This is a genomic window from Pseudarthrobacter sp. J1763, from assembly GCF_050490295.1.
GTDB lineage: Bacteria > Actinomycetota > Actinomycetes > Actinomycetales > Micrococcaceae > JBNPEO01.
The window spans coordinates 40,975-65,932 of record NZ_JBNPEN010000005.1 but is presented as its reverse complement, the minus strand read 5'-3'; the positions used below and the strand labels follow the sequence as shown (position 1 = coordinate 65,932).

Here is a 24,958-nt window from a genome sequence, read left to right as displayed (position 1 = left end):
GGGTTCGAGGCCCGGACCCAGCGGTACAGCGTGGGCCCCGAGACCCCGAGGCTGGCAGCAACTTCCTTGGGCGGCGTTCCCTAGCTGAGGAGCTTCCGAGCTGAGCGGATCTTGGCCTCAGTCATTACACGCTTGCGTCCGCCGACCCGGCCCTGTTCGCGCGCTGCCTGGAGGCCCGCCTGGGTGCGTTCGACCATGAGCTCGCGTTCCATCTGAGCCAGGGAGGCCATCACGTTGAAGAAGCAGCGTCCGGAGGCGGTGGTGGTGTCGATCGAGTCGGTGAGGCTGACAAAACCAATTCCGCGCTCAATGTCCAGGGCGAGCCCGAAACAACGGTCAGTGGACTTTGCGCCGAGCTAGAAGTCACCCGCCAGACGTGTTGATGGTCGCCAGCCGGAGAGCTGCGCCCGGACGGCGAGAAGCTACTTCCCAGACAGTCCTGGTGTCCAAAATTGTGTGGGTGCGCAACGGCTGGCCGACGTCTCCGAAGGTCAGGTACGATCCCGCCAGCTGATCCACCGCGGCGGGCGCTATCGACCTGATCATCACGACCATTTTCCGCTGCTGCGGGTATCGCCATATTCGCACCGGCGCGCAAAAGATTACGGTCGAGCCGGGTCCGGCCTAAACCGAGGCCGGGTCGAAGGGCGCCGGCCCGGTCCTGGACCGGGGACGGCGGAACAGCGCAAGGAATAATGTCGAGCCGGCGGCAAAGAGCAAGGCCGCGACCCAGGTGTTCACTCGCAGACCCAGGATCAGGTTTGCGTAGTCGGAGCGCATCAACTCGAAGACGAAGCGCCCGGCAGAGTAACCGCCCACGTAGAGGGCGAACACACTTCCCGCGCCCAGCCTGAAGCGGGCATCGAGGAATAGGATTGCACCCCCGGCGATCACGCACCACAACGACTCGTACAGGAACGTCGGCTCGAAGAATCCTAAGACCACAGGCGCCCCGGACGCGTCCGTCGCGGCGATCCCGGAGGCAGGGTCCATCTGGTGGATCTGGAGCTTCCATGGCAGGGTGCTGGGGTCGCCGTAGAGTTCGTTGTTGAACCAGTTTCCCCAGCGGCCCAGCGCCTGGGCGAAGAGGACGCCGGGGGCGACGGCGTCCAGGAAAGCGACGAAGGAGACCTTCAGCCTGCGGCAGCCGATCCAGGCGCCGGCGCAGCCAAAGGCGACGGCACCCCAGATGCCGAGGCCGCCGTCCCAGATGGCGAGGGCGTTCCACGGGTTCCGACCGGGGAGGAAATACAGTTCGGGGTCGGTGATGACGTGGTAGATCCGGCCGCCGATGATTCCGGCCGGAATCGCCCAGAGGCAGATGTCCAGCACCTGACCCGGTTGGCCGCCGCGCTGCTGCCAGCGCCGGGACCCGAGCCAGAGGGCGAGTGCGATGCCGGCAAGAATGCACAGCGCGTAGAAGTGGATGGTCAGCGGTCCCAGATGGAACGCACTGACGGTCGGTGATGGGATGAATGACTCTGTTGGGGCCTGCGCAGCCATGGGATCCTGCCGGATGGTGAACGGGGAACGTGAAGTCTAAGCCTATGGTTCGGCGCGGCCGGGCGGTAATTGCTCCGCTGTCGTGCTGATCAGTCGGCGGAACCTGTCATCGCTCGGTGGCCTCCGCCCAACGTGCCGGCGGCGCGGACGATGTCGGGGTAGGGGACATCAGGCGAGCGGTGCGCGGTCGTGGTGCCGATACGTGGTCGTTATAGAGCGTTGCTGGAAAACGGCGGGTAGCTGGAGATTATGTAGTCGGCGGCGGCGGGACCTGCGATTCTTCGTCGAGTCTTGCCTGGTTCTACTCCGTGGTGTTGGAGCGCGTCGCGGAAGTGGCGGGCCTCGAGGGGGCTGATGCGATGCAGAATGCACCAGCTGGTGTAGAGCCCGTAGAGGCAGTCGGACCCGAGGGGTTCCTGAGTCTGGTCCGGAATTGTTGCTTCCAGGAGAAATTGCGTGATGTGTGAGGTGGGCATATCGCCTCATTCTGCGCGTGTGCGTTCTTTCCACCGGACTGCTTCAGTGGCTTCCACCGCACCCTGCACCTGGGGGCGGGCATCCGGCCCCGAAGGGCATATCGGATACACGCGAATCTACGTGGTGTACTTTGCACCGTCCACTTTCCAGTGGACGGTGACTACGGCATTTTTGTGGCTGCCCGGAGGCCGGTGGCTGTGCTTCGCATTCGGAGCAGAAATTGTGCCCACTTATCGTTCGTGCGGCAAAGGCGAGCGGCTCCTGCACTCCACTCTGAGTCAGCCGCCAGACTGTACCGGCGCGTCTCCCCTGCAGGGCCACGGATTGGAGCTCGATTTCCTGGCGCGAGGTGCCCTGGCGGCCATGTCGTCGAGGCGGGTGTCTTTTCCACCCTACGATTGCCGGCGGGCCGCCGCCGGCGATTTTGTTCGCAGTGCCAGTGACGGGTACGGAATGCCGCCCTCTTGCGGCCCTTAGTGGGTTCCCGTTACCCATGTTGGGTTTCCGTCGGGCCGGTAGATGACTGCGTTTCCGTCGTCCTGGATGACGAGCCGGCTTCCGGGGTTGTTATCGGTTTCGGTGTCCCACACGTATTCGTCGTTGGGGCCGTAGAGGACGAGGTTCCCGTCGGGCTGCATGATGCATGCCCCGGCGCCGCGGCCGTTGGTCCCGGAGTCCCACAGGGGTCCGTCGGGGCCGTAAAAGACGAGGTTCCCGTCAGTCTGGTAAAGAAGTCCGTAGAGCCCGTTGGCGGATCTGATTCCGTGGGTGGGGGTGAGTGTTGATCCTGACTGCAGGACGTGGGAGTCGGCGCTGCCTGGCGGCTGGCATGTTTCTGTAGCCCACAGCGGGGAACCGTCGGGCCGGTAGATGACTGCGTTTCCGTCGTCCTGGATGACGAGCCGGCTTCCGGGGTTGTTATCGGTTTCGGTGTCCCACACGTATTCGTCATTGGGGCCGTAGAGGACTAGGTTCCCGTCGGCCTGCATGATGCATGCCCCGGCACCGCGGCCGTTGGACCCGGAGTCCCACAGGGGCCCGTCGGGGCCATAAAGGACGAGGTTCCCGTCCGTTTGATAGAGCAGCCGGTAGCGGCTGTTCGGAGAGGTTGCTGCGGAGCCGGGGCGGAGTGCTGTTTCCGGGTGCAATGTCATGGCCGTTCCCCGTCGGTTGTGGTGATGAATCGTGGACGCATCTCCGGGCGTTGGTTTACGGCGGCCCGGTCCGGAGGCGGAGACAGCGGTGCGCGGGTTTGGATCAGGTGGTGTCTGAGTACAGCGATGTGGTCGCCGGGGTGGACGGCGAGCAGACTGCGCAGCCGGTGCCTGGCGGGTGCGGCTGTTGGGTCCGTTCCTGACAGGACGGTCCGGATAATGTCCTCCGCCTGTGAGTCCAGTGTCATGGAGGTGTCGTCATCACGTTCTGCGTGGCTGGCATTTGCCTCAGTCAGTGCAGTCAGGGGTTGCTGAGAACTCATGGGGTTATCCTTCTTCTTTTTCTTCTTCTTCGATGCGGACGCTTCGGCTAATCGGTTTTGATCTTTTGTCCGCGCATGGACGGGCGGGGCCGTGCGGCCGGCCGGTCGCCTGTCCCTGCCGCGCTTGGGTGGTCAGTTGCGGCGGCCGTCTGTACGCGTCATCGATGACGATCCCTGAATTGTGCAGGTTTTGACTGGTGCCGGCCTCCGGCCCGTGGCGGGAGTTTAGGTGGTCCCGCCGTGCCGGGCGATACGTGGCGGCCGGAGGTGTTGCTTTGGGCCGCCCGGAGGTTTGGCTTTGGTCCTTTTTCGAACGTACCACGCGGCCGCGGCGGATGATCCAGGTCATGAGCTGGCCCCCTGCTGTCGGTCCGCCGGGCGCGGAGGTCCGGGGCAGGCAGCCGGGTTCGGGCTATTAGGGATCTGCATGATGGTGCCTCCTGCGGTTTCGTTCCGGTACTACCAGCATGGCTGGCGGTTCCTGAGGGCGTCCTGAGTCTTATTCCTGCACCAGTACTTGACCGGTAGGGGGTTAGTCGATTTTTTCTCCGGTGCCTTTGGCTTTCGTGGCGGTGGCGGTGACCGGGGCGAGTCCGGGTGCGGCGGCTTCGACGCTGATTTTTACTTCGTTCGTGGAGGTTCGGTAGAGGCTGTATTTGTTCTCCGGGTAGTGCCCGGTGCCGGTGGCGTTGTCGAAATACACTGTCGCTGACGTATCAGGTGCCAGGGTCAGCCCGTCGAGTTTCTGGTAGTAGGACTCTGTCTGTCCGGTGGCGGTGTCTTTCATGGTGTAGTACACCTCCAGGCCGGTAAGCGGCGCGGGGGTGGAGTTGCTCAGGGTGAACTGAAGGCGGTCCGGAACTGCGGCGTTGGTTTGCGGGTCGGTGTTGTCTTCGGCTTTGGCCTTGCTGATGGTCAGTCCGGGGGCGGTCCCGGTGGCGGTGATGGGGTTTTTTGTCACGGGAAGTACGGTCGCTGCGGGGCCGGCCGCGGCGGTGCCGGTGGTGCCGGCCGTGGGGCTGCCGGGGCCGGAGGCCCCTTGCCAGATCAGGATGGCGGCCAGGATGGCGATGGCGATGAGGGCCAGAGGGAGGATTCTTCTAAGGGCGGGCGTTTTCATTGTTCTTAGGCCTTTCGGAGGAGTTTGTGCCGGGTGGCGGCCAGGACCGCGGAGCCCGTTGCTGCGGTGAAGCCGGCGAGGAGCCAGAGGGTGTGGTTGAAGGTCTGGGCCCATACATAGGCGGGGCTCTGTTGGTTGTATTGGTTTTTGATACCGAGCCAGGCGAAGAGGGGGCGTTCGTATTGTTTGGTGAGGGAGGTTTGTTCGATGAGGTCGCGGGCTGTTTCGTAGCCGGTGAAGTTGGCCATAATGGCGTGTTCGTGTGCTTTGTCGATTTGGAGGCCTGCGAACAGCCCTCCGGGGATCTGGTTGTCCGGATCCATGGTGTCGCCGATCTGGGGGATCACCAGAACGACGATGAGCCAGAGGACCAGGGCAAGTACCAGGCCGGTGGCCGGGGTCCGGGTGAGGGCGGCCAGGGCCAGCGCGGCGAGCGACCACATGGTCAGGTAGATGGTGGTGTGGGCTGCGGCGAGTACTAGTCGGGTGAGGTCTGTGCCGGTCAGGGGGGCGTTGCCGGCGATGAGCAGGGCCCCGGTGATGACGGAGAACAGGGCTGCGGTGACGGCGGCCCAGATGGTGAAGGCGGCCAGGATTTTGCCGGCGGCGAAGCTGTGGCGTCCCAGGGGACGAGTGAAGATCAGTTGCAGGGTGCCGTTGTTTTTTTCCTTGGCGATCAGTCCGTAGCCGAGGATCACGGCGAAGAGTGCCCCGACGATTTCCAGGTACTCCATCGCTGCCCGCAGCATCTGCAGCGGGAAGAGGTCCGGGGGTGGGGCGGTGACGGTGCCGCCGCTGGCTTTGAGGGCGGCCAGGTAGCTGGTGTAGTCAGCGGTTTTGGCACGGAAGTCTGCGGCCGCTACGAGGACGGAGAGCACGACGATGAGGGCCAGGAAGGTGATCAGCAGCCGCATGGAACGGTTTCGGGACAAGTCCCGGATTTCCTTCCCGCAGAGCGTGAGGAGGCTAGTCATGGAGTTCCTTTCGCATGCTCGCGCGGCCGGTCAGGACGATCAGGGTGACCCCGACGGCGAGGAAGGCCAGGATGACCATGATCCCGCCGGTCATCGTGCCGCTGGCCTGGGGGTCCTGCAGCAGGATCGAAGCGACGTGTTTGAACTGCTCCCCGAGGGACAGGGGGCCGGTGAGGGAGCCGGTGACGGCGAAGATCCCGGTCTGCGGGGCCGCAGGAGGTGTCACCGGGTTCAACAGCGAGACCGGGTGAACGGCGGTGCCGAGCAGGGGCAGGACGAAAATAATGACGCTCCAGACCACGATGGGAACCAGGAGCGCGGCGGTGTAGCTGGAGGCGTGGAGCCCGGCCAGCATGCCCAGGGCCACGAAGAAGAGCAGGAAGATCCATGCCAGGGCAAAGAGGGCGGTGAGCCGGAGCAGCTGGCCGGGCGCCGGGATGCTGCCGGTGACCGCGCTGATGGAGGCCATGCTGATCAGCGCCGAGGCCGCCAGCACGCCCAGGAGTCCCAGGCTGATGCCGGTAAATTTCGCGGCCAGGTACCCGGCCGGGGACAGGCGCCGGGTCAGGACCAGGTCGATCGTCCGGGCACGCCGGTCCCGCATCCCGGACTGCACACCGGTCACAACGGCCAGGAGAGCCCCGATCAGGAGGATGTAAATGACGGTATTGCGGGCGTAGTAGAGGGCCGGGACGTTGCCGAAGGGGTTAGGGGCACTTGTCAGTCCCTGGCCGGCGGCTGAGTTGTACACGTTCGTGACGGTTGCCTTCGCGGCCGAGCCGATGAACGCCGAGACTGCGGTCATGCCGATAAACACGGCCAGGAGCAACTGGGGCAGACGTTCACGTCCGGCGCTGCGCAGTTCATGACTGACGGTGGCGGCCCAGGGATTCATGACGGGGTGCCGGCTTCGATGTGGAGGTAGATGTCTTCCAGGGATGCCTGGTCGGGGAAGGCCCCGAGGGTGGCCGCGACGGAGTTCTGGTAGATCAGCCGCCCTGAGCTGAGGATTCCGATGCTGGTGCACGTTTTGGTCACTTCGGCCAGGAGGTGGGTGTTCATGAACACCGTCATTCCCAGTGACTGGTTGAGGCCGATGATGATTTCCCGCAGGTTGGCCACCCCTTGCGGGTCCAGCCCGGAGGTCGGTTCGTCCAGGAACAGCACCGCCGGTTCGTGCAGGATGGCCTGGGCGATGCCGGCGCGTTGACGCATCCCTTTGCTGAACGTGGACATTTTCTCGTGGCCGTGGCCGGTGAAGTCCACGGCTTCAAGGGCCGCTTCGATCCGGGCTGCGGGGGCCGCTATCCCGGAGAGCCTGGCGAAGAACGTCAGGTTCTCGGTGAGGGTGAGGTTGTCGTAGAACTGGACATTCTCCGGCAGGTAACCGATCGAGCGGCGCACCAGGTCAGCGCCGGTGGCCACGTCATGGCCGGCGATGCGGGCTGTGCCGGACGTAGCCGGCAGCAGGGTGGTTAGGATGTTCACGGTGGTGGTTTTACCCGCCCCGTTGTGTCCGAGCAGCCCGAAGATTTCCCCTCGAGGGACCTCGAGGCTCAGGGCCTGGAGGGCCTGCTTGGATCCGTAAGCCTTAGCCAGTGAGCTGGTTTCGATTGCCATGTCCGTCATACACCGCAACTTATGACGACGCCGGTAAGAGAAACCTGAGGACGGGCCTGAACCCCTGAACCCCGGACGCTCGTTCTTGAGCCCCCGGGCGTCAGCGGCTCAGGCCGAGGGCCGGAGCCAGCCAGTCCAGGGCCGGTCCCATCGTTTGTCGGGGGATCTCCCAGGAGTGCCCCTGGCCCGGGACCAGGGCGGTCCTGACGCTCATGCCGGCTTTGGCGGCCGCGTCAGCGGTCCGGGCCTGGTATCCGGAGAACGTTCCATCCTGCGCCCCGGCGGCAAGGTAGATCCTGCTGTGGCTGTAGTGCCCGGCGGCCAGGACCTTCAGGGGCGAGACCGCATCGAAGGCTGCCGTGTTGCCGCCGAACGCCTGGGCGATAGTTGCGGACCGGTCCGGGCCCAGCGCGGGTTCGGCTTCGCCGCTGAGGTCGATCGCTGAAGGGTAGATGTCCGGGTGCAGGGCGGCCATCTGCAGGGCGCAGGTCCCGCCGAAGGAGAACCCGCCGACCGCCCAGCGGGCCGGGACCGGATCCACTCTCAGGGTGGTCTTGATCCACGCCGGAACATCGGTGGCGAGATAGGTGCCGGCGTTGGCGATCTTCGAATCCATGCACATGGTGTTCCCCGGCGCCGAGCCGTTGACATCCGGGATGACGACAACCGGGGCGAGCCCTTCGTGCGCTGCTGCGAAGGCATCCATGGTTGTTGCTACTCCTCCGGCGGTGATCCAGTCCGCCGGTGAGCCGGGCTGGCCCGCCACCAGGACCAGGACAGGCATCGCCGGCCGGGACGGGGCCTGGTAGGCCGGGGGGAGGTAGACGTACCCGGGGCGTGCAGCGAAACCTGAAACGTTACCCGGGATCTGCACCGAGCTTATCGTCCCGGCCGCGGGGAGCCCCGGCGGTTTCACCCAGGTCGAGGCCACCGGGCCGGTCTTCGGGCCGGGAGCCGGCCCGGGCATGGTGCGGGGTACCGCGCGCGCGGCCTGCGGCAGCGCCCCGATGGCGGCGGTACTGGCCCCGGTCATGTCACCCAGGGTCCGGTACGCGGCGTAGTAGATGTTCACTTGTAACGCCGCCACCAGAATCAGCGCCGTCATGGCCACCGGTGCCAGGATTCTGCGGCGCCGGGAGCTTCCGGCCAGGTTCAGCCCGGCCAGCAGCACAGCCCAGTACGCGAGCCCCATCCACACGGTCACGGGCAGCGGCAGCTCCTGGGCCGAAACCCCCGCGGCGTGGACCAGAACCCAGCCCGTCCCCGCAGCCAGCAGTGCCGCGGCCAGAAAGGCCCCGCCCGTGGCCATCCACCAGCGCCGCCGGCGGCGGATCAGCAGGAAGAGCGCGGCCGCCGCGGCAGCAACAGCGGTGCAGGCCGGGACTGCCCCGCTCAACAGCTCCACTCCGGTCAGGGTGATCATGCGGTCCTCTAACAGGTCAGGACATTGTGGACGCCGGGGGTTTGTTACCGGGGACAGGAGGACCCGCGAAGCCGGGGTGCTTCGCGGGTCCTGGTATGCCGGCGGTGAGGGCTGGGGGGTCCGTGGCGCCGGCTGGTTTCTTCCCTGGGTGCCCGGTGTTACGGGGTTCCGGGGGCGTCGCCCGGATCGGTGTGCTCACCGGTCTGTTCGACGTTCGGTCCGGTATCACCGGGGGCTTCAGGGGCGTCTGCCTTTTCGGTTCCCTCGGCCGCGCCCGGGGCGTCGGCGGCGTCGCCGGGCGTGGCCTTCTCCACCGTGCCCGGCGCGTCGGCCGTGTCACCCGGGGTGGGGGTATCCGCGGTGACGGACTGGGTGGTGGTCGGTGACGGGGAGGGGGTGGCAGCGTTTGCTGCCCCGATGCCGAGTCCGGCCAGGCCGAGGACTCCTGCGCTGACGATGACGATTTTTGTCCTGGCTTTCAGGTCTTTGACGTTCATGTCCGGCTCCTTTCGTGGCGGGTTGCGGGTCCGCCGGCGCCTCCCGGTGCGGGGGGCTATGGATCCAGTGTGTCCCGCGGGACCTGAGAGGACCCTTAACCCGGTTGAGATCCCGCTGAACCGGATCCGGTACCCTGCCACGGGAGGGGTTTGGTATCTGCACCGTGCCGGGCCCATCCTTGGATTATGGATACTGACCGGGTTCTGCCCTCTGCCGGCGGCGCGCGGTGGGGTGTGCGCAAGCGCGCCACGGCAACTGCGGTTCTGGTGGTCGCGGCGGCTCTGGCCGTGGGCGGGCTGGTCCTGCTCGTGTTGCTGCAGACCTCTCTGGTCGCTTCAACGGAAACGGCCGCCCGGCGGCAGGCGGCGGATGTGATCGCGCAGATCTCCGGGCAGGATGTCGCCGAAGCGGGCCAATACATTGTCTCGACCGCCCACACCGGCCAGTATGTGCAGATCCTTACTCCCGGCGGGGCGGTTTTTGCCGCCTCGGTGCCGGCGGCGAAGACGGTTGCCCTCACTTCCCTGCGGCCCGGTCACGGGCAGACTCTCACGCAGGATGTGTCCGGGCTGCCCAGTCTGCGCGATGATGATGATTTCCTGATCGTCGCGACCGGCGCCGACGTCGGCGGTCGCCTTTACACCGTCGTCGTGGCCGCGACGGTGCAGGTCCAGGCGGATACGGTGTCCACCGTGGCCTGGTTCATCCTCGGAGCCACCCCGCTGTTACTGGTAGTTGTGGGCGTGTCGGTCTGGGTGCTGGTGGGCCGGTCCCTGCGGCAGGTTGAACGGATCCGCGGCCAGGTCGCAGGGATCAGCGCCCGGAACCTGGACGGCCGCGTTGACGTCCCGCCGACCAGTGATGAGATCCAGGCGCTGGCGGAGACGATGAACATGATGCTGGGCAGGCTGCAGGCCTCGGACCAGGAACAGCGCCGCTTCGTCTCGGATGCCAGCCATGAACTCCGCAGCCCGCTCGCGACCCTCAGTGCCGGTGTGGAGATCGCCGCCGCCGACACCTCGGGGGCGACGTGGGAACACATGAAAACCGTTCTCGCCGGCGAAACGGCCCGCATGCGGTATCTGGTCGAGGATCTGTTGACCCTGGCCAAAACGAACGACGGCGGCCTGCGCCTGGAAACTACAGATGTGGACCTCGACGATGTCCTGAACGAAGAAGTCCGCCGGTTGCGCTCCACCAGCACCCGCCGGATCGAAGTCAGCCTCGAACCCGCCCGAATCACCGGGGATCCGCGGCGCCTGACCCAGGTCATACGCAACGTCCTGGACAACGCCGACCGGCACGCCGCGTCCCGGATCAGCATCACGTTGCGCAACACCGGCAGCGGGGCACAGATCACGATCGATAACGACGGCCCGCCGGTGCCGGCGGCCGACCGGGACCGGATCTTTGAACGGTTCGTCCGGCTGGATCAGAGCCGGTCCCGCGAAAGCGGCGGCAGCGGCCTTGGCCTGGCCATCGCCGCCGGCATCATGACAGCCCACCACGGCTGGATCCGCACCGGCGAAACCCTCGGCGGCGGATGCCGCTTCGAACTGGGCTTCGCCCCGGCACCTGAACCCCGCCAACCAAAGGACCCGGTCACGGCGGGAGACCCGCGGGCGCCGGATACCCCGTAAGTGTCCGGCCGGCTTCGCAGCCATCCGGGAGCCCCGGCCTGGCACCGGCGGTATCCGGACCGCGGAAGCCGGGGTTGCGGGACGGATCGTCACAGCGGTTCCTCAGCAGTGGTGAGGAAGTGTGGTCCCCATGAACCTTCGCAGCATACCCGGCACCGCTTTGGCGGTCGTCGTCGCTCTGAGCCTCGGCATGGGCTCGGCGTCCGCGGCGGAGCACGGAAAAACCCCGCCGCCGGCGACACCTGCCCACACTGCCGCCCCGGCAGTACACAGCCCCGGCGGCTCTGACCTGGACGTCCTCACCGGCTACCCCAAGGAAGTCCACACCGATGAGCGGCTGATCGAGGAGGAACTCGAATTCGGCGAAGCCGCCCCGCACACACACCGGCGGTTCCACGCCGGCACCGCCTAAGCCAGCCCCGGCCCGACCGGCGCCGGAACCTCCGCAGGCGGCCTCAGGCACCGCGCCGGACCAGGACAATCAGGGCAAGGGCGGAGGTTTTTCACCCGGCCGGCCGGTCGGCGCCCAGCATGTACCCCATGCCCCGGACCGTGGCCAAGGTCTGCAGCCCGAACGGGGTATCGATCTTGCGCCGCAGGTAGCCGATATAGACCTCCACCACGTTGTCGCCGCCTTCAAACGCCGGATCCCAGACGTTGTCGAGGATCTGGGCTTTGGACACGACCTGGCCATGGCTGCGCATCAGGTAATGCAGCAGACCGTACTCCCGGGCCGTCAGTTCTATGACGGTATCGCCCCGGCGCACGCTGCGGCTGCCCGGGTCCAACGTCAGCGAACCCACCGTGAGGGTGACAGGCCGCTCCGGCGCGCCCCGCCGGATCAGGGCACGGATCCGGGCAACGAGGACGATAAAGCTGAAAGGCTTCGTCAGGTAATCATCAGCTCCCAGATCGAAGGCGTCCGTCTGGTCGTATTCCCCGTCCTTGGCCGTCAGCATCAGCACCGGGGTCCAGACCAGCCGCTCCCGCAACTCCTTCAGAACGTCGTAACCGTTCTTGAGCGGAAGCATCAGATCCAACAAAATCACGTCATACGGGTTCTCCGTCGCAGCCCACAAACCACTGACACCATCATGGGTGACATCCACGACGAACCCCTCGTTGACCAGCCCGCGCCGGACCGTCTCGGCCAGCATCTTTTCGTCCTCGACCAGCAGAACCCGCATGTCCGCACCCCTTTCCTTTGATAGCTGCATTATCCCGGAGTCCTGTTGTGCGGAACCTGAGAAACGTCGAAGCCCCTCTCAGGTTCTTCTCAGAGCCGGTGCCGCAAGCTGGTGGCACGCCCCGCGCATCAGCACTCGAACTGTCAGGACTGCACCATGGATACCTCCCCGGCCCGCCGGAGCACAATATTTCCCGGACTTCAGTCCTGGTGGTGGGTCACCGTGGCTGCCTCCATCTTCGCCACCACCGCCGCGGCCGGAATGGTGGCGAAGTCTTTCGGGCCGGTGTCACCGGAACTGGGACTGGACATTGCCCTGAGCCACGGCCGAAACAGTGCCCTAACCGGGTTGAGCGAGGCCATCCACTACGGACTGGGACCGGTAGGAGCGGTGACGCTCGTCCTGGTCATCTGCCTGTATCTGCTCGGGGTCCGCCGCAACCCGGTGCAGGCGGTGGCGTTCGGGTCCGTCGTCGCCGCCGGCTGGCTGGCCTCATCAGCGGTCAAAGCACTGGTGGGCCGCTCCCGGCCGCCGGGGGACGTGACAGCGTCCCTGGTCGTTGAAACAGGCCACAACAGTTTCCCCTCCGGCCACACGGCCTTCGCCGTCTCCCTGGTCCTCGCCGCCGTGCTGGTCCTGGCCCGCAGCAAGGGTCAACGGCTGGCAGCGCTGGTCGCGGGTTCGCTTTTCGCTGCAGTCGTCGCGTTCTCCCGCCTTTACCTCGGGGTCCATTACCTCAGTGACGTGGTCGGTTCGGTGTTCATCAGCACCGCGGCGGTCCTGGCCTGGTTGCCGGTATGGAATACCCTCATTGCACCCCGGATCGGCCGCGTGCAGCTGATCCGGAAGTTAGACCGCACGGCCACGGACCGTACCCGGGGGTAACCCGGGCGGAAAGAGGCCCTGGAGGGCCACTCCCGTGTCAGCGTGCTACCCCTCCGTTGAAAGGAACCCTGTGGCTGCGACCCCTCAGGAGCCCGGGAAACCGGTCATTCCAAGGGCACTGGCCTTTGCGCTCCGGCAGCTGCGCCGCGCGCCGGCCACACTTGGCTGGATTTTCATCTTTTGGGCCGCCGGAACGGTGTCGTCCAGTCTCATCGACGGCCCGTCCGGGACCCTGCGCCCGAACGTGGCCGCGGCGGCACACTCTGTGCCCGGCCACTGGTGGGCGCTGCCCGCCTCAGGTTTCTGGGCGCATAACCTGACCGGGTACCTGCTCGGAAGTGCCCTGACCCTGGTGGTGGGGCTGGCCCTGGAACCACGGATGGGCAGTGCGCGGTTCGCTGCAGCCGCCCTTGGCTCCCAGATCCTGGGAATCGCCGCCGCTCTTGGCTTCCTGGCCGCCGCGCACCAGGTGATGGGTGCCTGGACACGCGAAATGAGCGGGCACCTCTTCCTCGGCCCCAGTGCACTCATCACCGGGGCACTCATGGCCGGCACGGCGACCATGCCCACCCTCTGGCGGCGCCGGATCCGCCTGGCCGTCTTCGCCCTGCTGATTCTGCTGGCCCTCTATACAGGCGGGTTCGCGGATTTGGTCCGGCTCGGAGCCGCCGTTGCCGGCGCCCTCCTCGGCCCGGTCCTGCATGGCAGGGCACCCCGGTTCGGCCGTCCCGTGACCTCCCGGCACGAAGGCCGGGTCCTGGTCGCCCTGCTGGTGGCCGTGTCCGCCGTCGGACCTGTCGTCGCCGGCCTGGCCCCGCACGCCGCCGGGCCCCTCTCGGTGTTGCGGTTCCTGTTTACGAACATCCAGCCCGTAGACCCGCAGACACTCCAAAGCCTCTGCACAGACCCTGGACAGGCCAAGGAATGCGCGAGGGCGCAACTGCAGCTGCGCGCCGGTGCCGGCGGGATCTTCATGGCCGTCCTCCCGTCGTTCTTGTTGCTGCTGCTCTCCGACGGGCTGCGGCGGGGACGCCGCTTCGCCTGGGCCGGCGCCGTGCTGATCGAGCTGGCATTGTCCGTTCTGGCAGGAATCACCATTGCTGCAGCGTTGTCCCCGGTGTCCCCAAACACCGCTGCCGGCGAAGCGGCGGGCCCTATCGAGGTCCCCGGCTACACACACCCGTTGGCCCTGATACTGCCGCTGCTGCTGCCGGTGGCACTGACGCTGGTGCTGCTGCTGACCCGCAAATTGTTCCCCCTCACCGCCCCGGCAGGAACCTACCGGAGCCTCGCGGTCAGCGCCGGGAAAACAGCCGCCGCCCTGGCCTCGGTCTACCTGCTCGCCGGCATCCTCCTGGCCCCCGGCTTCACGCCCGTTCCGGCGCCGCTTGACCTGCTGGCCGATATTCCCGACAGGTTCCTGCCGCTGGGATACCTGTTCGATCTCTCCCCGGCGTTCTTCCCCCAAAGCACCCCCGCGGTCATCCTCTATGAAGGCACCGGCACCGTCTTCTGGGCCGTCACCGCCGTCCTGATCCTCAAAACATTCCTGCACCCGGTCCCGGCCCAGCACGCCGCCGGGACCGCCCGGGCCCGGGAAATTCTGAAAACAGGGCAGGGCAGCACCCTGTCGTGGATGACAACCTGGCCGGGGAACACCTACTGGTTCTCCGCCACCGGAGAAAGCTTCATTGCCTACCGGACCATCGCCGGGATCGCCCTGACCCTTGGAGGCCCGGTCGGCCCCGGGCACCAGGGAAAGTCCTCTTTGGCGGAGTTCACAGCATTCTGCACCGGTCACGGCTGGACACCGTGCTTCTACTCCGTACCCCAACACCTGCGCGACCACGCAGCTTCTCTTGGCTGGGGATCCGTGCAGGTAGCCCAGGAAACCATTCTGGAACTGGACACGCTGTCCTTCAAAGGAAAAAAATTCCAGGACATCCGCACGGCCCTGAACAACGCGGCCAAAAACGGGATCCGCGCCGAATGGACCACCTACCATGACGCACCCCTCACCCTGGCCGCCCAGATCCAGGAAATCTCCGAAGAATGGGTAGCCGATAAAAAAGTCCCGGAAATGGGCTTCACCCTCGGCGGCCTGGACGAACTCAACGACCCCAACGTCCGCCTGCTGCTCGCCATCGACGACACCCACCAAATCCACGCCGTTACTTCCTGGCTGCCCGTCTACCGCAACGGCGCTATCGAAGGCTGGACCCTGGACTTCATGCGGCGCCGCAGCACAGGGTTCCGTGCCGGCATTGAATTCCTCATCGCCTCCGCAGCCCTGGACCTCCAAGCCGAGCGCTGCCGCTATATCAGTCTCTCCGGAGCACCACTGGCCCGGCACGCCGGCACCACACCATCCACCGCGGAAACCCCCGAAACGGGAGGAACCGGCGGCCTCGACCGCTTCCTAGGCCGGCTCGGCGAGGCCCTGGAACCTGTCTACGGGTTCAGGTCCCTGCTGGCATTCAAAGCGAAATTCCAGCCCCGCTACGAACCCCTGTACATGCTCTACCCTGACGCGGCCGCCCTTCCGGCCATCGGCAACGCCATCACCCGCGCATACCTCCCGGCCATCAAACTCCGCGAAACCCTCACACTGGCCCGCCACATCCTCGGACGCGCCACATACAAAAAACCGCCCATCAACCAGACCGGCCACCAGTCACCCTCCCGAAACCCCGGTGAGGAGCACACGGTGAAACCTCACGCCCCGAACCCGCCGCGGCCGTAACAACCGGCGCACGCTCCGCCTGAGCAAAACCCGACCGCAAAACGAAGGGCCCCTTTCACCCCCTTTTTGCGGAGCGGCGTTTCCTAGGGACCGGAACGGTAAACGTCGGTCCCGAAGGTGTTGACCCCCGGTTCGCCGGCGCCCGCGAGACGGGGCAGGGCGAAGCTGTCTTCCATGGTGGCCAGCAGGCTGTAATGGTTGTAGGGGCGGTCCGAGCTGCTGCCCGGGGCGGTGAACGGGGAGAGTACCAAGGCGCCGACCTTTCCTCCTGCTGTGCCGCCGGTGACGCCCGTCGAGGGGCCGACGGCCCCGCCGTCGGCCTCGTCAAAGGTGATCACGAGCATGCCGTCCTGCTGGTAGGCGGGGGAGGCCAGGATCGCCGGCACCTGGCTCTTCAACCATTCATCCGCCGTACCGAGGCCGCCGGCGGTCCCGTCCACGCAGGGACTGTCGTGCCCGTCGTGGCAGAGGTTGGGGGTGATGTAGGAGAGGTTGGCCGTGGTGTTGACCGACTGCAGGTCCTTTCCGAGCCTGGAGTAGTTGACCACGTTCTTCGCGCACTCCGGGCTGGAGGTCAGGGAACGGAAGTAGACGAACGGGTTATGGCGGGTGCCGTACTGGTCACCGGGGGAGGCCGCCACATGTTCGTCGACGGCACCGAGCTCCGGGTGCTGGCAGGGTGCGGACATGTCTTCCATGTAGCCGCGCCAGGTCTTGGTTCTTTCGTTCAGCTGGCCGGCGATGGTGGGCACCTCGGCAGGGAACACACACCCGTCGCCCATCAGCCGTCCCTGCGAATCCACACCCGTGCCGGTAAACGGCGTGTAGACGGGGCAGTCTTTCTTGGTGCTCATGTTAGGCGGCTGCCCGGAGATCTGGGCGAGATAATTAGGCAGCGAGTTGTGCGAGATGCCGTAATAGTTGGTCAGCAGCACGCCCTGGGCGCGCAGGGTCCCGGAGAGGTACGGGGCCGGGGAGCCGCTGCCCCACACCCGGTCATAACCCTTGTTCTCCAGATTGATCACGAACACGTGGCCCGGCGTGCCGGACCGTTGTCCCTGCACCGGCCCACCCTGCGACTGGCAGGCCGCCGCCGTGACGACGAGGGCGACCATCGCCATTAGCGTGGCGGTCTGGGACCGCCGCGGGAGCGTGCTCTTCCATAGCGAACGAGTTCGGGCTGTCACGCTGCCTCTCCTGTCCTCAGAATTTTCCTCGACGGATACCCCTGCGGTGACGCCGCCGCAAAGTTCCCGGCCCCTGCGACTGAGCCTGCCAGAAATGAGACTTTGGGATGCTCTGATCTTCCTGCGGTCAACCGGTGAAGCAGCAGCCGCCGGAAAGAGCCTCGGCAAGGTCCCCGGCGCCTGCGTCCCTTACCTTGCTCAGGATCTTTCGTGCTGCCGTTCCTGCCCGGCGGCGGTGCGTCGTCGGCTCTTGAGCAGTTCCACTGCGATGGGGACGAAAGAGATTACAACGATGACAACGAAAATCAGGTCAATGTTCGAACCGATCCACTCGTAGCGGCCCAGCCAGAACCCGAGCAACGTCACCCCTACGCCCCACAAGGCAGCCCCGATGGCATTAAAGGCGAAGAAGGAACGGTAACTCATCCCGGCGACGCCGGCCGTGACCGGAAGGAACGTCCGCACCACCGGAACAAAGCGGGCCAGAACAACGGCCCGGCGTCCGTACTTCTCGAAAAAGCGGTGCGTCTGGTCCACGTATCTGCGTTTGAAAAACCGGGAATCCTCTTTCCGAAATACCGCAGGCCCCGCTTTGCGGCCGATCAGATACCCGGCCTGGTCGCCTACGAAAGCGGCCACGAACGCGGCGGCCGCCAGAAACAGAATATTCACCTGAATAGTGCCGGTGGCCACCAGCAATCCCGCCGTGAACAGAAGCGAATCCCCCGGCAGGAAGAACCCGACCAGAAGACCGGTCTCGACGAACAGGAACACACACGACCCCGACGACCCATGGAGCCAAGGCAGGATCACGCAGGAACTCGTTCGGATCAAGCCACGGCGGGAGCAGCCCGGCAACGGGTCGGGACAACACACCGGCAGGCAACGCCAAAGAAACCATGGCCCTCACCATAGGGCAACAATGCTGAGCAGACGCTGAGAACAGCTGCCCGGTGCAATCCGCAACGACCGGGCCCCTTCCTCAAACCCGGCACTCACACGCCGCCGGTAAATTCCCTGCCCGGGCCACAGCCGCTTCAGCTGACGCGACGACCTCAAGCCCGATCACGTCCAGGCGCGCCAAGCGACGGACGTCCCGTTGAAGGGCATGTAGATCCGTCGACAGCCCACCCCGCCCGCACCCGGCCGCGGCCGCGGCAGCAAGACCTGTGCACCTGCCGGTGATAGCCTCTGCCTCGGCCGTGAGCCGTTCGGAAAGTTTCACCTCGAACACCTCATGACTGGCGCCATTGTCCGTCGTGGTGGCCATGACAACGATGTCACCGCCGCCGGCCAGGGCATGCCTTACGGCGGCATCCACGGCCGGACGATGCATCACGGTATCCGGGATAGCCCAGACACCCCCGGAAACGGCGACACCTCCGCCGTCAGCGAGAGCGGCGTAAACGCGGCGCCGATACCGGGGTGCAGCGCCACGGAGCCTGACTATCAGCACCAACCACGTCATGGACCCCAGCTTATCGGGCGCCGTTGGCCACACCCGGCCGCTCCGAATCCAGTGTGCGCACGGACTGCCCGGAACAATAGGTGTCCGCCACCCCTATCCGCGCCGTACAACCTGCCCCGGCGGCCAAAGAGACTCCGAAGCAGGGGCATTCCGACGGGAGAGCCCTACATGCATCGCAGCCCGCGCGGACATCACAGGCCCTCGGTACTTCAGCGGCAGCACAGCAGGAAGAAAAAGCCTCCGCCGCGGTCGCCGGAAGACTGCGGCCCCGGTAAGTGTGCGCCCGGTCCGTAGCTCCTAATGGCCGACCAGCCGCCCGCACAGCGTCGAAGGACTGGTGCGTCCGACCCCGGTGAAGCCGCCGAAACAGCGCCCCGAATTGACGCCGCCTGTGGGTGGACCCTACAGGAAGCTCGGTTATGCTGGCGCAGATCGTGCAACTGCCGTCCGGCTGACCAGCACGTGCCTTCCATCCCGGCCGGTACCGATGGTTAGTCAGAATGTGATCAGATCTAGGAGATTGGGTACACATGACCACCGCCAACCCTGCACCCGGGGGACCTTTGTCCACGGCGCCGGATAGCCCCGCTGTCCGGGTCGTGGTCGTAGAAAATCCGCATTGTCTCCAGGAGGACCTGGCCGTCGCCGTGAAGCAGGTCCGGGACACCGCAGAGTCGGGGGACAGACGAGGAATCCTAATGACCCGCCTCGGCCAGTCGCTGTTCACGGTGGAGGCCAGCCCCGACGTACCGTACGGAACCACCCTCGAGAGGGACCTCTGGAGGCGCCGCGCCGTCCCGGGCTCTGATCAAGCAGCACCGGTCCTGTGATACCCGACCCCGACCAGGTCCAGGGAAGTCTGTGGAGAACGGACCCGATAACGCTGCGGGAAATCGTCCTGGACAGGGAGGCGCTGTGGGCCCGCCTCGACTCCTGCCCTGCCCTTGAACGGGTGTGGATCTTATCGCTTCTCGGCCAGCCAGAGGAAGCCATACACGCCGGCCACGCACTGGCGGCAACAGCCCGGGACCGGCTCCTACCCCTGTTGGTGCTCGCCCGCGCCTACCAGCGCCAATACGCCTGGCATGAGGCGGCCCGGGTCCACGAAGAAGCACTACAACTGGCCGGGACCCGCGTCCGCGAGGCCATGGTCCGATACCAGATCGGCAGGCGACTGTTCGACGAAGCCCGCTACCGCGAGGCAGCTGCCGAATTCGAATGGGCACGCGACCTCTACCGAACCTCGAACACACCCGGGCAAATGGTTCGCACGTGCCAAGACGCCCTCGACAGAGCCCGCGAGCTGCTAACCGGGCTCTAAGCCCGGCCGAACGCAAACCGGGACGACGCCGGACCATGCCAGGGCTGTCTGATCAATGACCACTACCCGGCGCAGGTCTGCTGGAGCCCACCGATCACCAACCGGCCACAGCCGGCCCACTTCGGCCCCTGTAGGGACCCTTACAGCTATCCGAGTACCCACAGCGTTCCAATTCTGGCCGCAGGAACGAGAGACCACCGAACCCGGGAACCATGAAGCCCGAAGCGTGGTGGTGAGGGCGGCGTGCATCAGGCAAAGCACGAAGAAAGCGCTTCCCACGGCCCGACCGAAATTCCCTCTACAAGCACATACCGGCGCCCGGAGGACGCCATCCTCATAACCGGCCCGGCGTTCGATAGGCGATTCCCTCGCGGCAGCGAGGCGACGAATATCGCCGCAAAAAGACCGCCATCTACCGCCGAAAATTGTCGTTTTCAGAAGTCTTCTGCACTCGCTCCCGCGGAATTCCGGCGTAGTGCAGACGAGTACGGACACGGAGATGTCACAAGTCCCCTGCACGGAATTGCATTCCGCTCAATAGTCCTCTGCACCAACCGTCACTTTTCAGAAGTCGCCTGCACCAAACAGCAGCGACTATTGCGTCGAAGCCCCAGTCGCGCCTGCTGCCGGGACCCACCGGTAGAGCGTCGGGACGGAGACGCCGAGGCTCGTGGCCACTTCCCGGGGCGGTGTTCCCTGCTTGAGTAGTTTGCGGGCTGAGCGGATCTTGGCTTCCGTCATGATGCGTTTGCGGCCACCTACTCGTCCCTGTTCGCGCGCGGCTCGGAGTCCGGCTTGGGTGCGCTCGACCATGAGCTCCCGTTCCATCTGGGCCAGGGATGCCATCACGTTGAAGAAAAAGCGCCCGGAGACCGTGGTGGTATCGATCGCGTCGGTGAGGCTGACGAAGCCTACGCCGCGGTTGTTTAGGCCGCCGGCGAAGTCCAGGAGGTCTTTCACGCTCCGGCCCAGGCGGTCTAGCTTCCACACCACCAGGGTGTCACCGTCGCGCAGGGTGTCTAGCGCCCGGTCGAGTCCGGGGCGGTGAGACTTGGTGCCGCTGATCGTGTCTTCGTAGATTTTGTCGCATCCGGCCTTCTTCAGGGCGCCGATCTGCAAGCCCAGGTTCTGGTCCCGGGTGGAGACTCGGGCGTAGCCGATTCGGTGTGCGGTCATGGGTGTTCTCTTCTCAAAACTCAGTCCGGCACATTGGTGAACCGTACCGTTTTGAGACCTATTTGTGAGAACGACCGGCCCTGAGCTCGGTTTTTCGTCCTAACGGCGGTTTTCCGCAAGAAGATGCCCGTTTGCAACAGCTCGCTGCGAACACCACGATTCTCAAATCAACCTGTTCTTGAAATCCTTCGTTATCGATAACGACAAGACGGGGCCGTACGAGAGGAGTCCGCACACCCCTGGAGCGCCCCTGCATCCAATTGCGGCCGAGGGTGAAACATCGTAAGGACGAAAGTCCACTACAGTGGGTGCATGGACGCGCACATATGCACTTAAGAGAGTTGGCCCGATGTTAGCGGTTCTGCGGAATGTGACCTACCGGCGGCTGTTCGCGGCCCAGATCGTGGCCCTGATCGGCACCGGGCTGCTCACGGTGGCCCTCGGGCTGCTGGCCTACGACCTGGCCGGCCGGAACGCCGGGGCGGTGCTGGGCACAGCTTTGACGATCAAGATGCTGGCCTATGTGGGTCTGGCCCCGGTGATCAACGCACTGGTGGCGCGGCTGCCGAAGAAGCCGGTGCTGATCGGGGCGGACCTGATCCGCGCGGCGATGGCACTGTGCCTGCCCTTCATCACCGACACCTGGCAGATCTACGTGGTGATCTTCCTGTTGCAGTCCGCCTCCGCGACCTTCACCCCGGCCTTCCAGTCGCTGATCCCCACCATCCTGAAGGACGAGCGCGACTACACCCGCGCGTTGTCCCTCTCCCGGCTGGCCTACGACATGGAAGCCCTGGTCAGCCCGGCCCTTGCGGCGTTGCTGCTGACGCTGATCAGCTTCAACAACCTGTTCATCGGTACCGTGGCCGGGTTCCTGTTCTCGGCCTTCATGGTCACCATCACGGCCCTGCCCCGGATTTCCGCCCCGGCCGGGCCGCAGACGTCCCTGTGGCACCGGACCACCCTGGGCACACGGATTTTCTGGCGCAACCGGCGCCTGCGGTCCCTGCTGGCACTGAACCTGGTGGTCGCAGCCCCGACGGCGCTGGTGCTGGTCAACACCGTGGTCTACGTCCGGGATGTCCTGCACCGCCCCGACACCGACCTGGCCCTGGCCCTGGCCTGCTTCGGTGTCGGTTCCATGATCGTCGCCCTGTCCGCGCCCCGGGTTCTGGACCGCTTCGGGGACCGTGCCGTGATGCTCACCGGCGCAGCGCTGATCCCCGCCGTGCTGGCCGGCGCCACACTCCTGACCCTCCTGGGCGTCGGTGGTGCGGGATGGTGGCTGCTGCTGGGGCTGTGGTTCCTGCTAGGGGCGGCGAACTCCACGATCCTCACGCCCTCGTCCCGGCTGCTGCGCGATGCCTCCACCGAGGAAACCCGACCCTATGTTTTCACGGCGCAGTTCTCCCTCTCCCACGCCTGCTACATCCTGACCTACCCGCTGGCCGGCTGGATCGGGGCCGCCGCCGGTTTGGGCTGGGCCGCGCTGGCCCTGACAATTATTGCGATGATAGGCAGTGCAGGTGCATTCCTTTCCTGGCCACGGCACACCGCCGCGGCATCCCAGGAACCAGCCACTGAGGAGCAGACCGTTGAGCAGCAGGCCTAGCAGCGCGTTGAACACCGTCCCAGGGGAACCCTCCCTGGCCCACCCGGTCACCCCGGGCACGGAGCTGCTCGAAACAGCCGCAGGCACGCTGCGGATGCTCGCCGAACCCACCCGCCTGCACCTGCTCTGGCAGCTCTCCACCGGACCGAAAACCGTCACCGAACTCGCCGACGCGTCCGGTGCGCCCCGGACCGTGGTCAGCCAGCACCTAGCCAAACTCCGGCTCACCGGCCTCGTGGACACCCGCAAAGACGGCCGGCACGTCATCTATTCCCTCCACGACGGGCACCTGGTCCGGCTCATCCGCGAAACCATCAACCACGCCGACCACCTGATCACCGGAGAACCGGCCCACGACTGACGCCTCTCCCCATGCCGGTAACCCGCCGCCGCCATCGAAAGCACTGACCACTGAGCTGGACCCGCCAAATAGCGCTGACAAAACAACGCCAAATACCGCTGCGCTTCACGCGTTAGGTGCATCCGCATGCGGACGGGCAGGGGATATGTAACAGCAGTTACAATTGCACCTGTGACTAACACATTGGAATCTTCCTGGCTTGTGATGCTCGTGCAGGTGCCCTCTGAACCGTCCCGGCACCGGGTCGCCGTCTGGCGCGAGCTGCGGCGGTTCGGTGCGGTTCCGGTCGGACAAGGTGCATGGACGGCCCCCGATGTGCCGGTGTGCAGGGAAGGTGCCGACAAGGCGCGGGCTCTGGCCCGTTCCGGCGGCGGTGAGCTGATCCTGCTGACCACGGGCTCCACTGATGCTGATGCTGCGAAGCTCCGTGCATTGTTCGACGCTGCCAGGGAGGATGAATGGGCGGAGTTCGTCGCTGATTGTGGGAAGTTCAAGGACGAAATCGCCCGGGAAATCTCCAAGCATAAGTTCACGCTGGCCGAGTTGGAAGAGGAAGAACAGAACCTGGAACGGCTGAGGCGGTGGTTCCGCACGATCCGCGCGAGGGACGTCTTCGGCAGCCCATCGGCAGCCAGAGCAGATGAGGATTTGGCTGCCTGCGCCGTTGTCTTGGAGGAATTTTCCGGGCTCGTTTATCAGGAGCTGCACTCATGAATGGTCCTGCTCCCGCCCTGGCGGCCCGGACGTCCTCGGCGCCGTTGTACGCTGCCGGGTTCGTGACGGCCTTCGGCGCCCACAGCATCGCAGCCGGCATGGGTGCCCAGAGCGAGAACATCGGCCTGACGCTGCTGAATCTCGGCATCCTGCTCGCCGTGTACGACCTCGCGGAGGTGTTCCTGAAGCCGGTCTTCGGTGCGCTCAGTGACCGGATCGGCGCGAAACCGGTCATTGTTGGTGGCCTTCTGGCCTTTGCTTTGCTCTCGCTCATCGGCCTGTGGGCTGCCAATCCGCTCATGCTCGGCCTGGCCCGTCTCGGCCAGGGTGCGGCAGCCTCGGCGTTCTCTCCGGCATCCTCGGCGATGGTCGCCCGCCTGGCCGGGGGCAGGAACGCCGGCACGTATTTTGGCCGGTACGGGTCCTGGAAGAGCCTCGGATACGTCATCGGACCATTGCTGGGGGCGGGCCTGATTTTCGCCGGCGGGTTCGCGCTGCTGTTTGCCGCCCTCTCGGTGCTGGCTGCCGTCACGGCGGTGTGGGTGATCGTGCGCGTGCCTCATCTGGAGCCTCTCCCGCGCCGGCGCTACACGGTGCTGGATCTGGCGCGCCAGGTCACGGAGCGGCGGTTCCTGATCCCCACGTTGGTGCTGGCGGCCTCGACCGCTGCGTTGGGATCCGCGATCGGGTTCCTTCCCGCGCTGGCCACCCGGTACGGGCTCGGACCCTTCGCAGGAACGGTCGCCGTCAGTGTTCTGGCCATCGCCTCGGTCCTGATCCAGCCCTGGATCGGCAGGTCGCGCGACCGGGGCCGGATCGGCGATGCCCGCGGCATGAGAACCGGGCTGCTGCTCACCTCCGCCGGTATCGCGATCCTCGCGCTGGCACCGGGGCCCGTCACTATTTTCCTGGCCGCCGCCGCAATCGGTGCAGGCGTGGGTGTTGCCACGCCGCTGGGCTTCGCCCACCTGGCCGATACCACTCCTCCGGAACGGATGGGGCGAACCATGGGCTCGGCTGAGCTCGGACGCGAACTCGGAGACGCCGGCGGCCCCCTCCTGGTCGGAGGGATCGCCACGCTCGCCGGGCTGCCTCTCGGCCTTGGCGCCCTGGCCCTCGTGGTTGCCGCTGCCGGCGCTCTCCGCCTGAACCGCAGCCCGGAACCCCGCGCCCACACGGTTACCGGAGACCCCGCCACCGGCGAGCAGCCAGACACTGCCAAGATGAACCCGTGAGTATCGCAAAAACCGTCCTCCTGTTCATCCTCGCCGCAGCGGCTGAAATTGGTGGGGCATGGCTGGTGTGGCAGTCGGTCCGCGAGGGCAAGGAATGGTGGTGGGCGGGGCTCGGGGTCCTGGCCCTGGGGATCTACGGCTTCGCCGCGACCCTGCAGCCCGACGCCCACTTCGGCCGGATCCTCGCCGCCTACGGAGGCGTGTTCGTCGCCGGGTCCCTGGCCTGGGGCATGATCTTTGACGGCTTCCGGCCCGACCGGTGGGACATTACCGGTTCGGTGATCTGCCTGCTCGGGGTGGCCGTGATCATGTTCGCGCCGCGCAACGCCGGCTGATC

27 protein-coding genes are annotated in these 24,958 nt (G+C 65.9%); 11 read left to right on the top strand and 16 right to left on the bottom strand.

Features of this window, described 5'->3' with window-relative positions; translation table 11 throughout:
* Positions 1–80: 80 nt before the first annotated feature.
* From ACQQCD_RS06605 to ACQQCD_RS06555, 11 genes are all read right to left on the bottom strand, one after another.
* Positions 81–299: a recombinase family protein gene (locus ACQQCD_RS06605; RefSeq protein ID WP_430267764.1), complete on the bottom strand. Its 219-nt coding sequence runs from the start codon at positions 297–299 to the stop codon at positions 81–83.
* A gap of 325 nt (positions 300–624) precedes the next feature.
* Positions 625–1,503 (bottom strand): prolipoprotein diacylglyceryl transferase, encoded by an 879-nt coding sequence (gene lgt / locus ACQQCD_RS06600; protein ID WP_412884210.1) that lies wholly within the window; start codon positions 1,501–1,503, stop codon positions 625–627.
* 209 nt (positions 1,504–1,712) lie between these two features.
* Positions 1,713–1,979 carry a hypothetical protein gene (locus tag ACQQCD_RS06595; protein ID WP_430267605.1) on the bottom strand — a complete coding sequence of 89 codons (267 nt, stop codon included), beginning with the start codon at positions 1,977–1,979 and terminating at the stop codon, positions 1,713–1,715.
* A 474-nt stretch (positions 1,980–2,453) separates the two neighbouring features.
* The gene (locus ACQQCD_RS06590; protein WP_412884209.1) at positions 2,454–3,134 is read right to left on the bottom strand and encodes a curculin domain-containing protein; all 681 of its coding nucleotides are present in this window, start codon (positions 3,132–3,134) and stop codon (positions 2,454–2,456) included.
* Positions 3,131–3,457 (bottom strand): hypothetical protein, encoded by a 327-nt coding sequence (locus ACQQCD_RS06585; RefSeq protein ID WP_286404819.1) that lies wholly within the window; start codon positions 3,455–3,457, stop codon positions 3,131–3,133. Before ACQQCD_RS06585 ends, ACQQCD_RS06590 begins: the two co-directional genes overlap by 4 nt.
* A gap of 532 nt (positions 3,458–3,989) precedes the next feature.
* Positions 3,990–4,577, bottom strand: coding sequence for a hypothetical protein (locus tag ACQQCD_RS06580; protein WP_412884207.1), 588 nt, complete (start codon positions 4,575–4,577; stop codon positions 3,990–3,992).
* A 5-nt stretch (positions 4,578–4,582) separates the two neighbouring features.
* Positions 4,583–5,551, bottom strand: coding sequence for an ABC transporter permease (locus ACQQCD_RS06575; protein ID WP_412884206.1), 969 nt, complete (start codon positions 5,549–5,551; stop codon positions 4,583–4,585).
* Positions 5,544–6,446, bottom strand: coding sequence for an ABC transporter permease (locus ACQQCD_RS06570; RefSeq protein ID WP_011689704.1), 903 nt, complete (start codon positions 6,444–6,446; stop codon positions 5,544–5,546). Before ACQQCD_RS06570 ends, ACQQCD_RS06575 begins: the two co-directional genes overlap by 8 nt.
* Positions 6,443–7,180: an ABC transporter ATP-binding protein gene (locus ACQQCD_RS06565; RefSeq protein WP_237429493.1), complete on the bottom strand. Its 738-nt coding sequence runs from the start codon at positions 7,178–7,180 to the stop codon at positions 6,443–6,445. Before ACQQCD_RS06565 ends, ACQQCD_RS06570 begins: the two co-directional genes overlap by 4 nt.
* A gap of 91 nt (positions 7,181–7,271) precedes the next feature.
* Positions 7,272–8,594: an alpha/beta hydrolase gene (locus ACQQCD_RS06560; protein ID WP_412884205.1), complete on the bottom strand. Its 1,323-nt coding sequence runs from the start codon at positions 8,592–8,594 to the stop codon at positions 7,272–7,274.
* Positions 8,595–8,752: 158 nt separating this feature from the next.
* Positions 8,753–9,091 carry a hypothetical protein gene (locus tag ACQQCD_RS06555; RefSeq protein ID WP_011689707.1) on the bottom strand — a complete coding sequence of 113 codons (339 nt, stop codon included), beginning with the start codon at positions 9,089–9,091 and terminating at the stop codon, positions 8,753–8,755.
* A 186-nt stretch (positions 9,092–9,277) separates the two neighbouring features.
* Between ACQQCD_RS06555 and ACQQCD_RS06550 the strand changes: the two genes are divergently transcribed.
* Positions 9,278–10,732, top strand: a complete 1,455-nt coding sequence (locus ACQQCD_RS06550; protein WP_430267604.1) for an ATP-binding protein — start codon at positions 9,278–9,280, stop codon at positions 10,730–10,732.
* A gap of 130 nt (positions 10,733–10,862) precedes the next feature.
* Entirely contained in the window at positions 10,863–11,144 is a 282-nt protein-coding gene (locus ACQQCD_RS06545) for a hypothetical protein (RefSeq protein WP_011689709.1), read from the top strand.
* Between the two features lie 91 nt (positions 11,145–11,235).
* Here the strand turns inward: ACQQCD_RS06545 and ACQQCD_RS06540 are convergent, their stop codons facing one another.
* Entirely contained in the window at positions 11,236–11,919 is a 684-nt protein-coding gene (locus ACQQCD_RS06540; RefSeq protein ID WP_400160431.1) for a response regulator transcription factor, read from the bottom strand.
* A 156-nt stretch (positions 11,920–12,075) separates the two neighbouring features.
* Here ACQQCD_RS06540 and ACQQCD_RS06535 point away from each other — a divergent pair, with 156 nt between their 5' ends.
* The gene (locus tag ACQQCD_RS06535) at positions 12,076–12,804 is read left to right on the top strand and encodes a phosphatase PAP2 family protein (RefSeq protein ID WP_430267603.1); all 729 of its coding nucleotides are present in this window, start codon (positions 12,076–12,078) and stop codon (positions 12,802–12,804) included.
* Between the two features lie 34 nt (positions 12,805–12,838).
* The gene (locus tag ACQQCD_RS06530; RefSeq protein WP_430267602.1) at positions 12,839–15,547 is read left to right on the top strand and encodes a bifunctional lysylphosphatidylglycerol flippase/synthetase MprF; all 2,709 of its coding nucleotides are present in this window, start codon (positions 12,839–12,841) and stop codon (positions 15,545–15,547) included.
* Positions 15,548–15,630: 83 nt separating this feature from the next.
* On the opposite strand, the gene ACQQCD_RS06525 is transcribed toward ACQQCD_RS06530, so the two are convergent.
* From ACQQCD_RS06525 to ACQQCD_RS06515, 3 genes are all read right to left on the bottom strand, one after another.
* The gene (locus ACQQCD_RS06525) at positions 15,631–16,668 is read right to left on the bottom strand and encodes an alkaline phosphatase family protein (RefSeq protein ID WP_430267601.1); all 1,038 of its coding nucleotides are present in this window, start codon (positions 16,666–16,668) and stop codon (positions 15,631–15,633) included.
* 264 nt (positions 16,669–16,932) lie between these two features.
* Complete coding sequence (locus ACQQCD_RS06520) at positions 16,933–17,508, bottom strand: VTT domain-containing protein (RefSeq protein WP_430267600.1); 576 nt, start codon at positions 17,506–17,508, stop codon at positions 16,933–16,935.
* Positions 17,509–17,716: 208 nt separating this feature from the next.
* On the bottom strand, positions 17,717–18,202 hold the full coding sequence (locus tag ACQQCD_RS06515; RefSeq protein WP_237429502.1) for a Chromate resistance protein ChrB: 486 nt from the start codon (positions 18,200–18,202) through the stop codon (positions 17,717–17,719).
* A gap of 530 nt (positions 18,203–18,732) precedes the next feature.
* On the opposite strand from ACQQCD_RS06515, the gene ACQQCD_RS06510 reads away from it, so the two are divergent.
* The gene (locus ACQQCD_RS06510; RefSeq protein ID WP_011689558.1) at positions 18,733–19,032 is read left to right on the top strand and encodes a hypothetical protein; all 300 of its coding nucleotides are present in this window, start codon (positions 18,733–18,735) and stop codon (positions 19,030–19,032) included.
* A 122-nt stretch (positions 19,033–19,154) separates the two neighbouring features.
* Positions 19,155–19,523, top strand: a complete 369-nt coding sequence (locus ACQQCD_RS06505; RefSeq protein WP_430267599.1) for a hypothetical protein — start codon at positions 19,155–19,157, stop codon at positions 19,521–19,523.
* A 594-nt stretch (positions 19,524–20,117) separates the two neighbouring features.
* On the opposite strand, the gene ACQQCD_RS06500 is transcribed toward ACQQCD_RS06505, so the two are convergent.
* Positions 20,118–20,699 carry a recombinase family protein gene (locus ACQQCD_RS06500; protein ID WP_430267598.1) on the bottom strand — a complete coding sequence of 194 codons (582 nt, stop codon included), beginning with the start codon at positions 20,697–20,699 and terminating at the stop codon, positions 20,118–20,120.
* Positions 20,700–21,048: 349 nt separating this feature from the next.
* Here ACQQCD_RS06500 and ACQQCD_RS06495 point away from each other — a divergent pair, with 349 nt between their 5' ends.
* From ACQQCD_RS06495 to ACQQCD_RS06475, 5 genes are all read left to right on the top strand, one after another.
* Positions 21,049–22,311, top strand: coding sequence for an MFS transporter (locus ACQQCD_RS06495; protein WP_430267597.1), 1,263 nt, complete (start codon positions 21,049–21,051; stop codon positions 22,309–22,311).
* Entirely contained in the window at positions 22,295–22,672 is a 378-nt protein-coding gene (locus tag ACQQCD_RS06490; protein WP_430267596.1) for an ArsR/SmtB family transcription factor, read from the top strand. Before ACQQCD_RS06495 ends, ACQQCD_RS06490 begins: the two co-directional genes overlap by 17 nt.
* 171 nt (positions 22,673–22,843) lie before the next feature.
* Entirely contained in the window at positions 22,844–23,386 is a 543-nt protein-coding gene (locus ACQQCD_RS06485) for a Chromate resistance protein ChrB (RefSeq protein WP_430267595.1), read from the top strand.
* The gene (locus ACQQCD_RS06480; protein WP_430267594.1) at positions 23,383–24,621 is read left to right on the top strand and encodes an MFS transporter; all 1,239 of its coding nucleotides are present in this window, start codon (positions 23,383–23,385) and stop codon (positions 24,619–24,621) included. The genes ACQQCD_RS06485 and ACQQCD_RS06480 overlap by 4 nt, the downstream gene beginning before the upstream one ends.
* The gene (locus ACQQCD_RS06475; protein ID WP_430267593.1) at positions 24,618–24,956 is read left to right on the top strand and encodes a YnfA family protein; all 339 of its coding nucleotides are present in this window, start codon (positions 24,618–24,620) and stop codon (positions 24,954–24,956) included. Before ACQQCD_RS06480 ends, ACQQCD_RS06475 begins: the two co-directional genes overlap by 4 nt.
* The last annotated feature ends 2 nt before the right edge of the window (positions 24,957–24,958 follow it).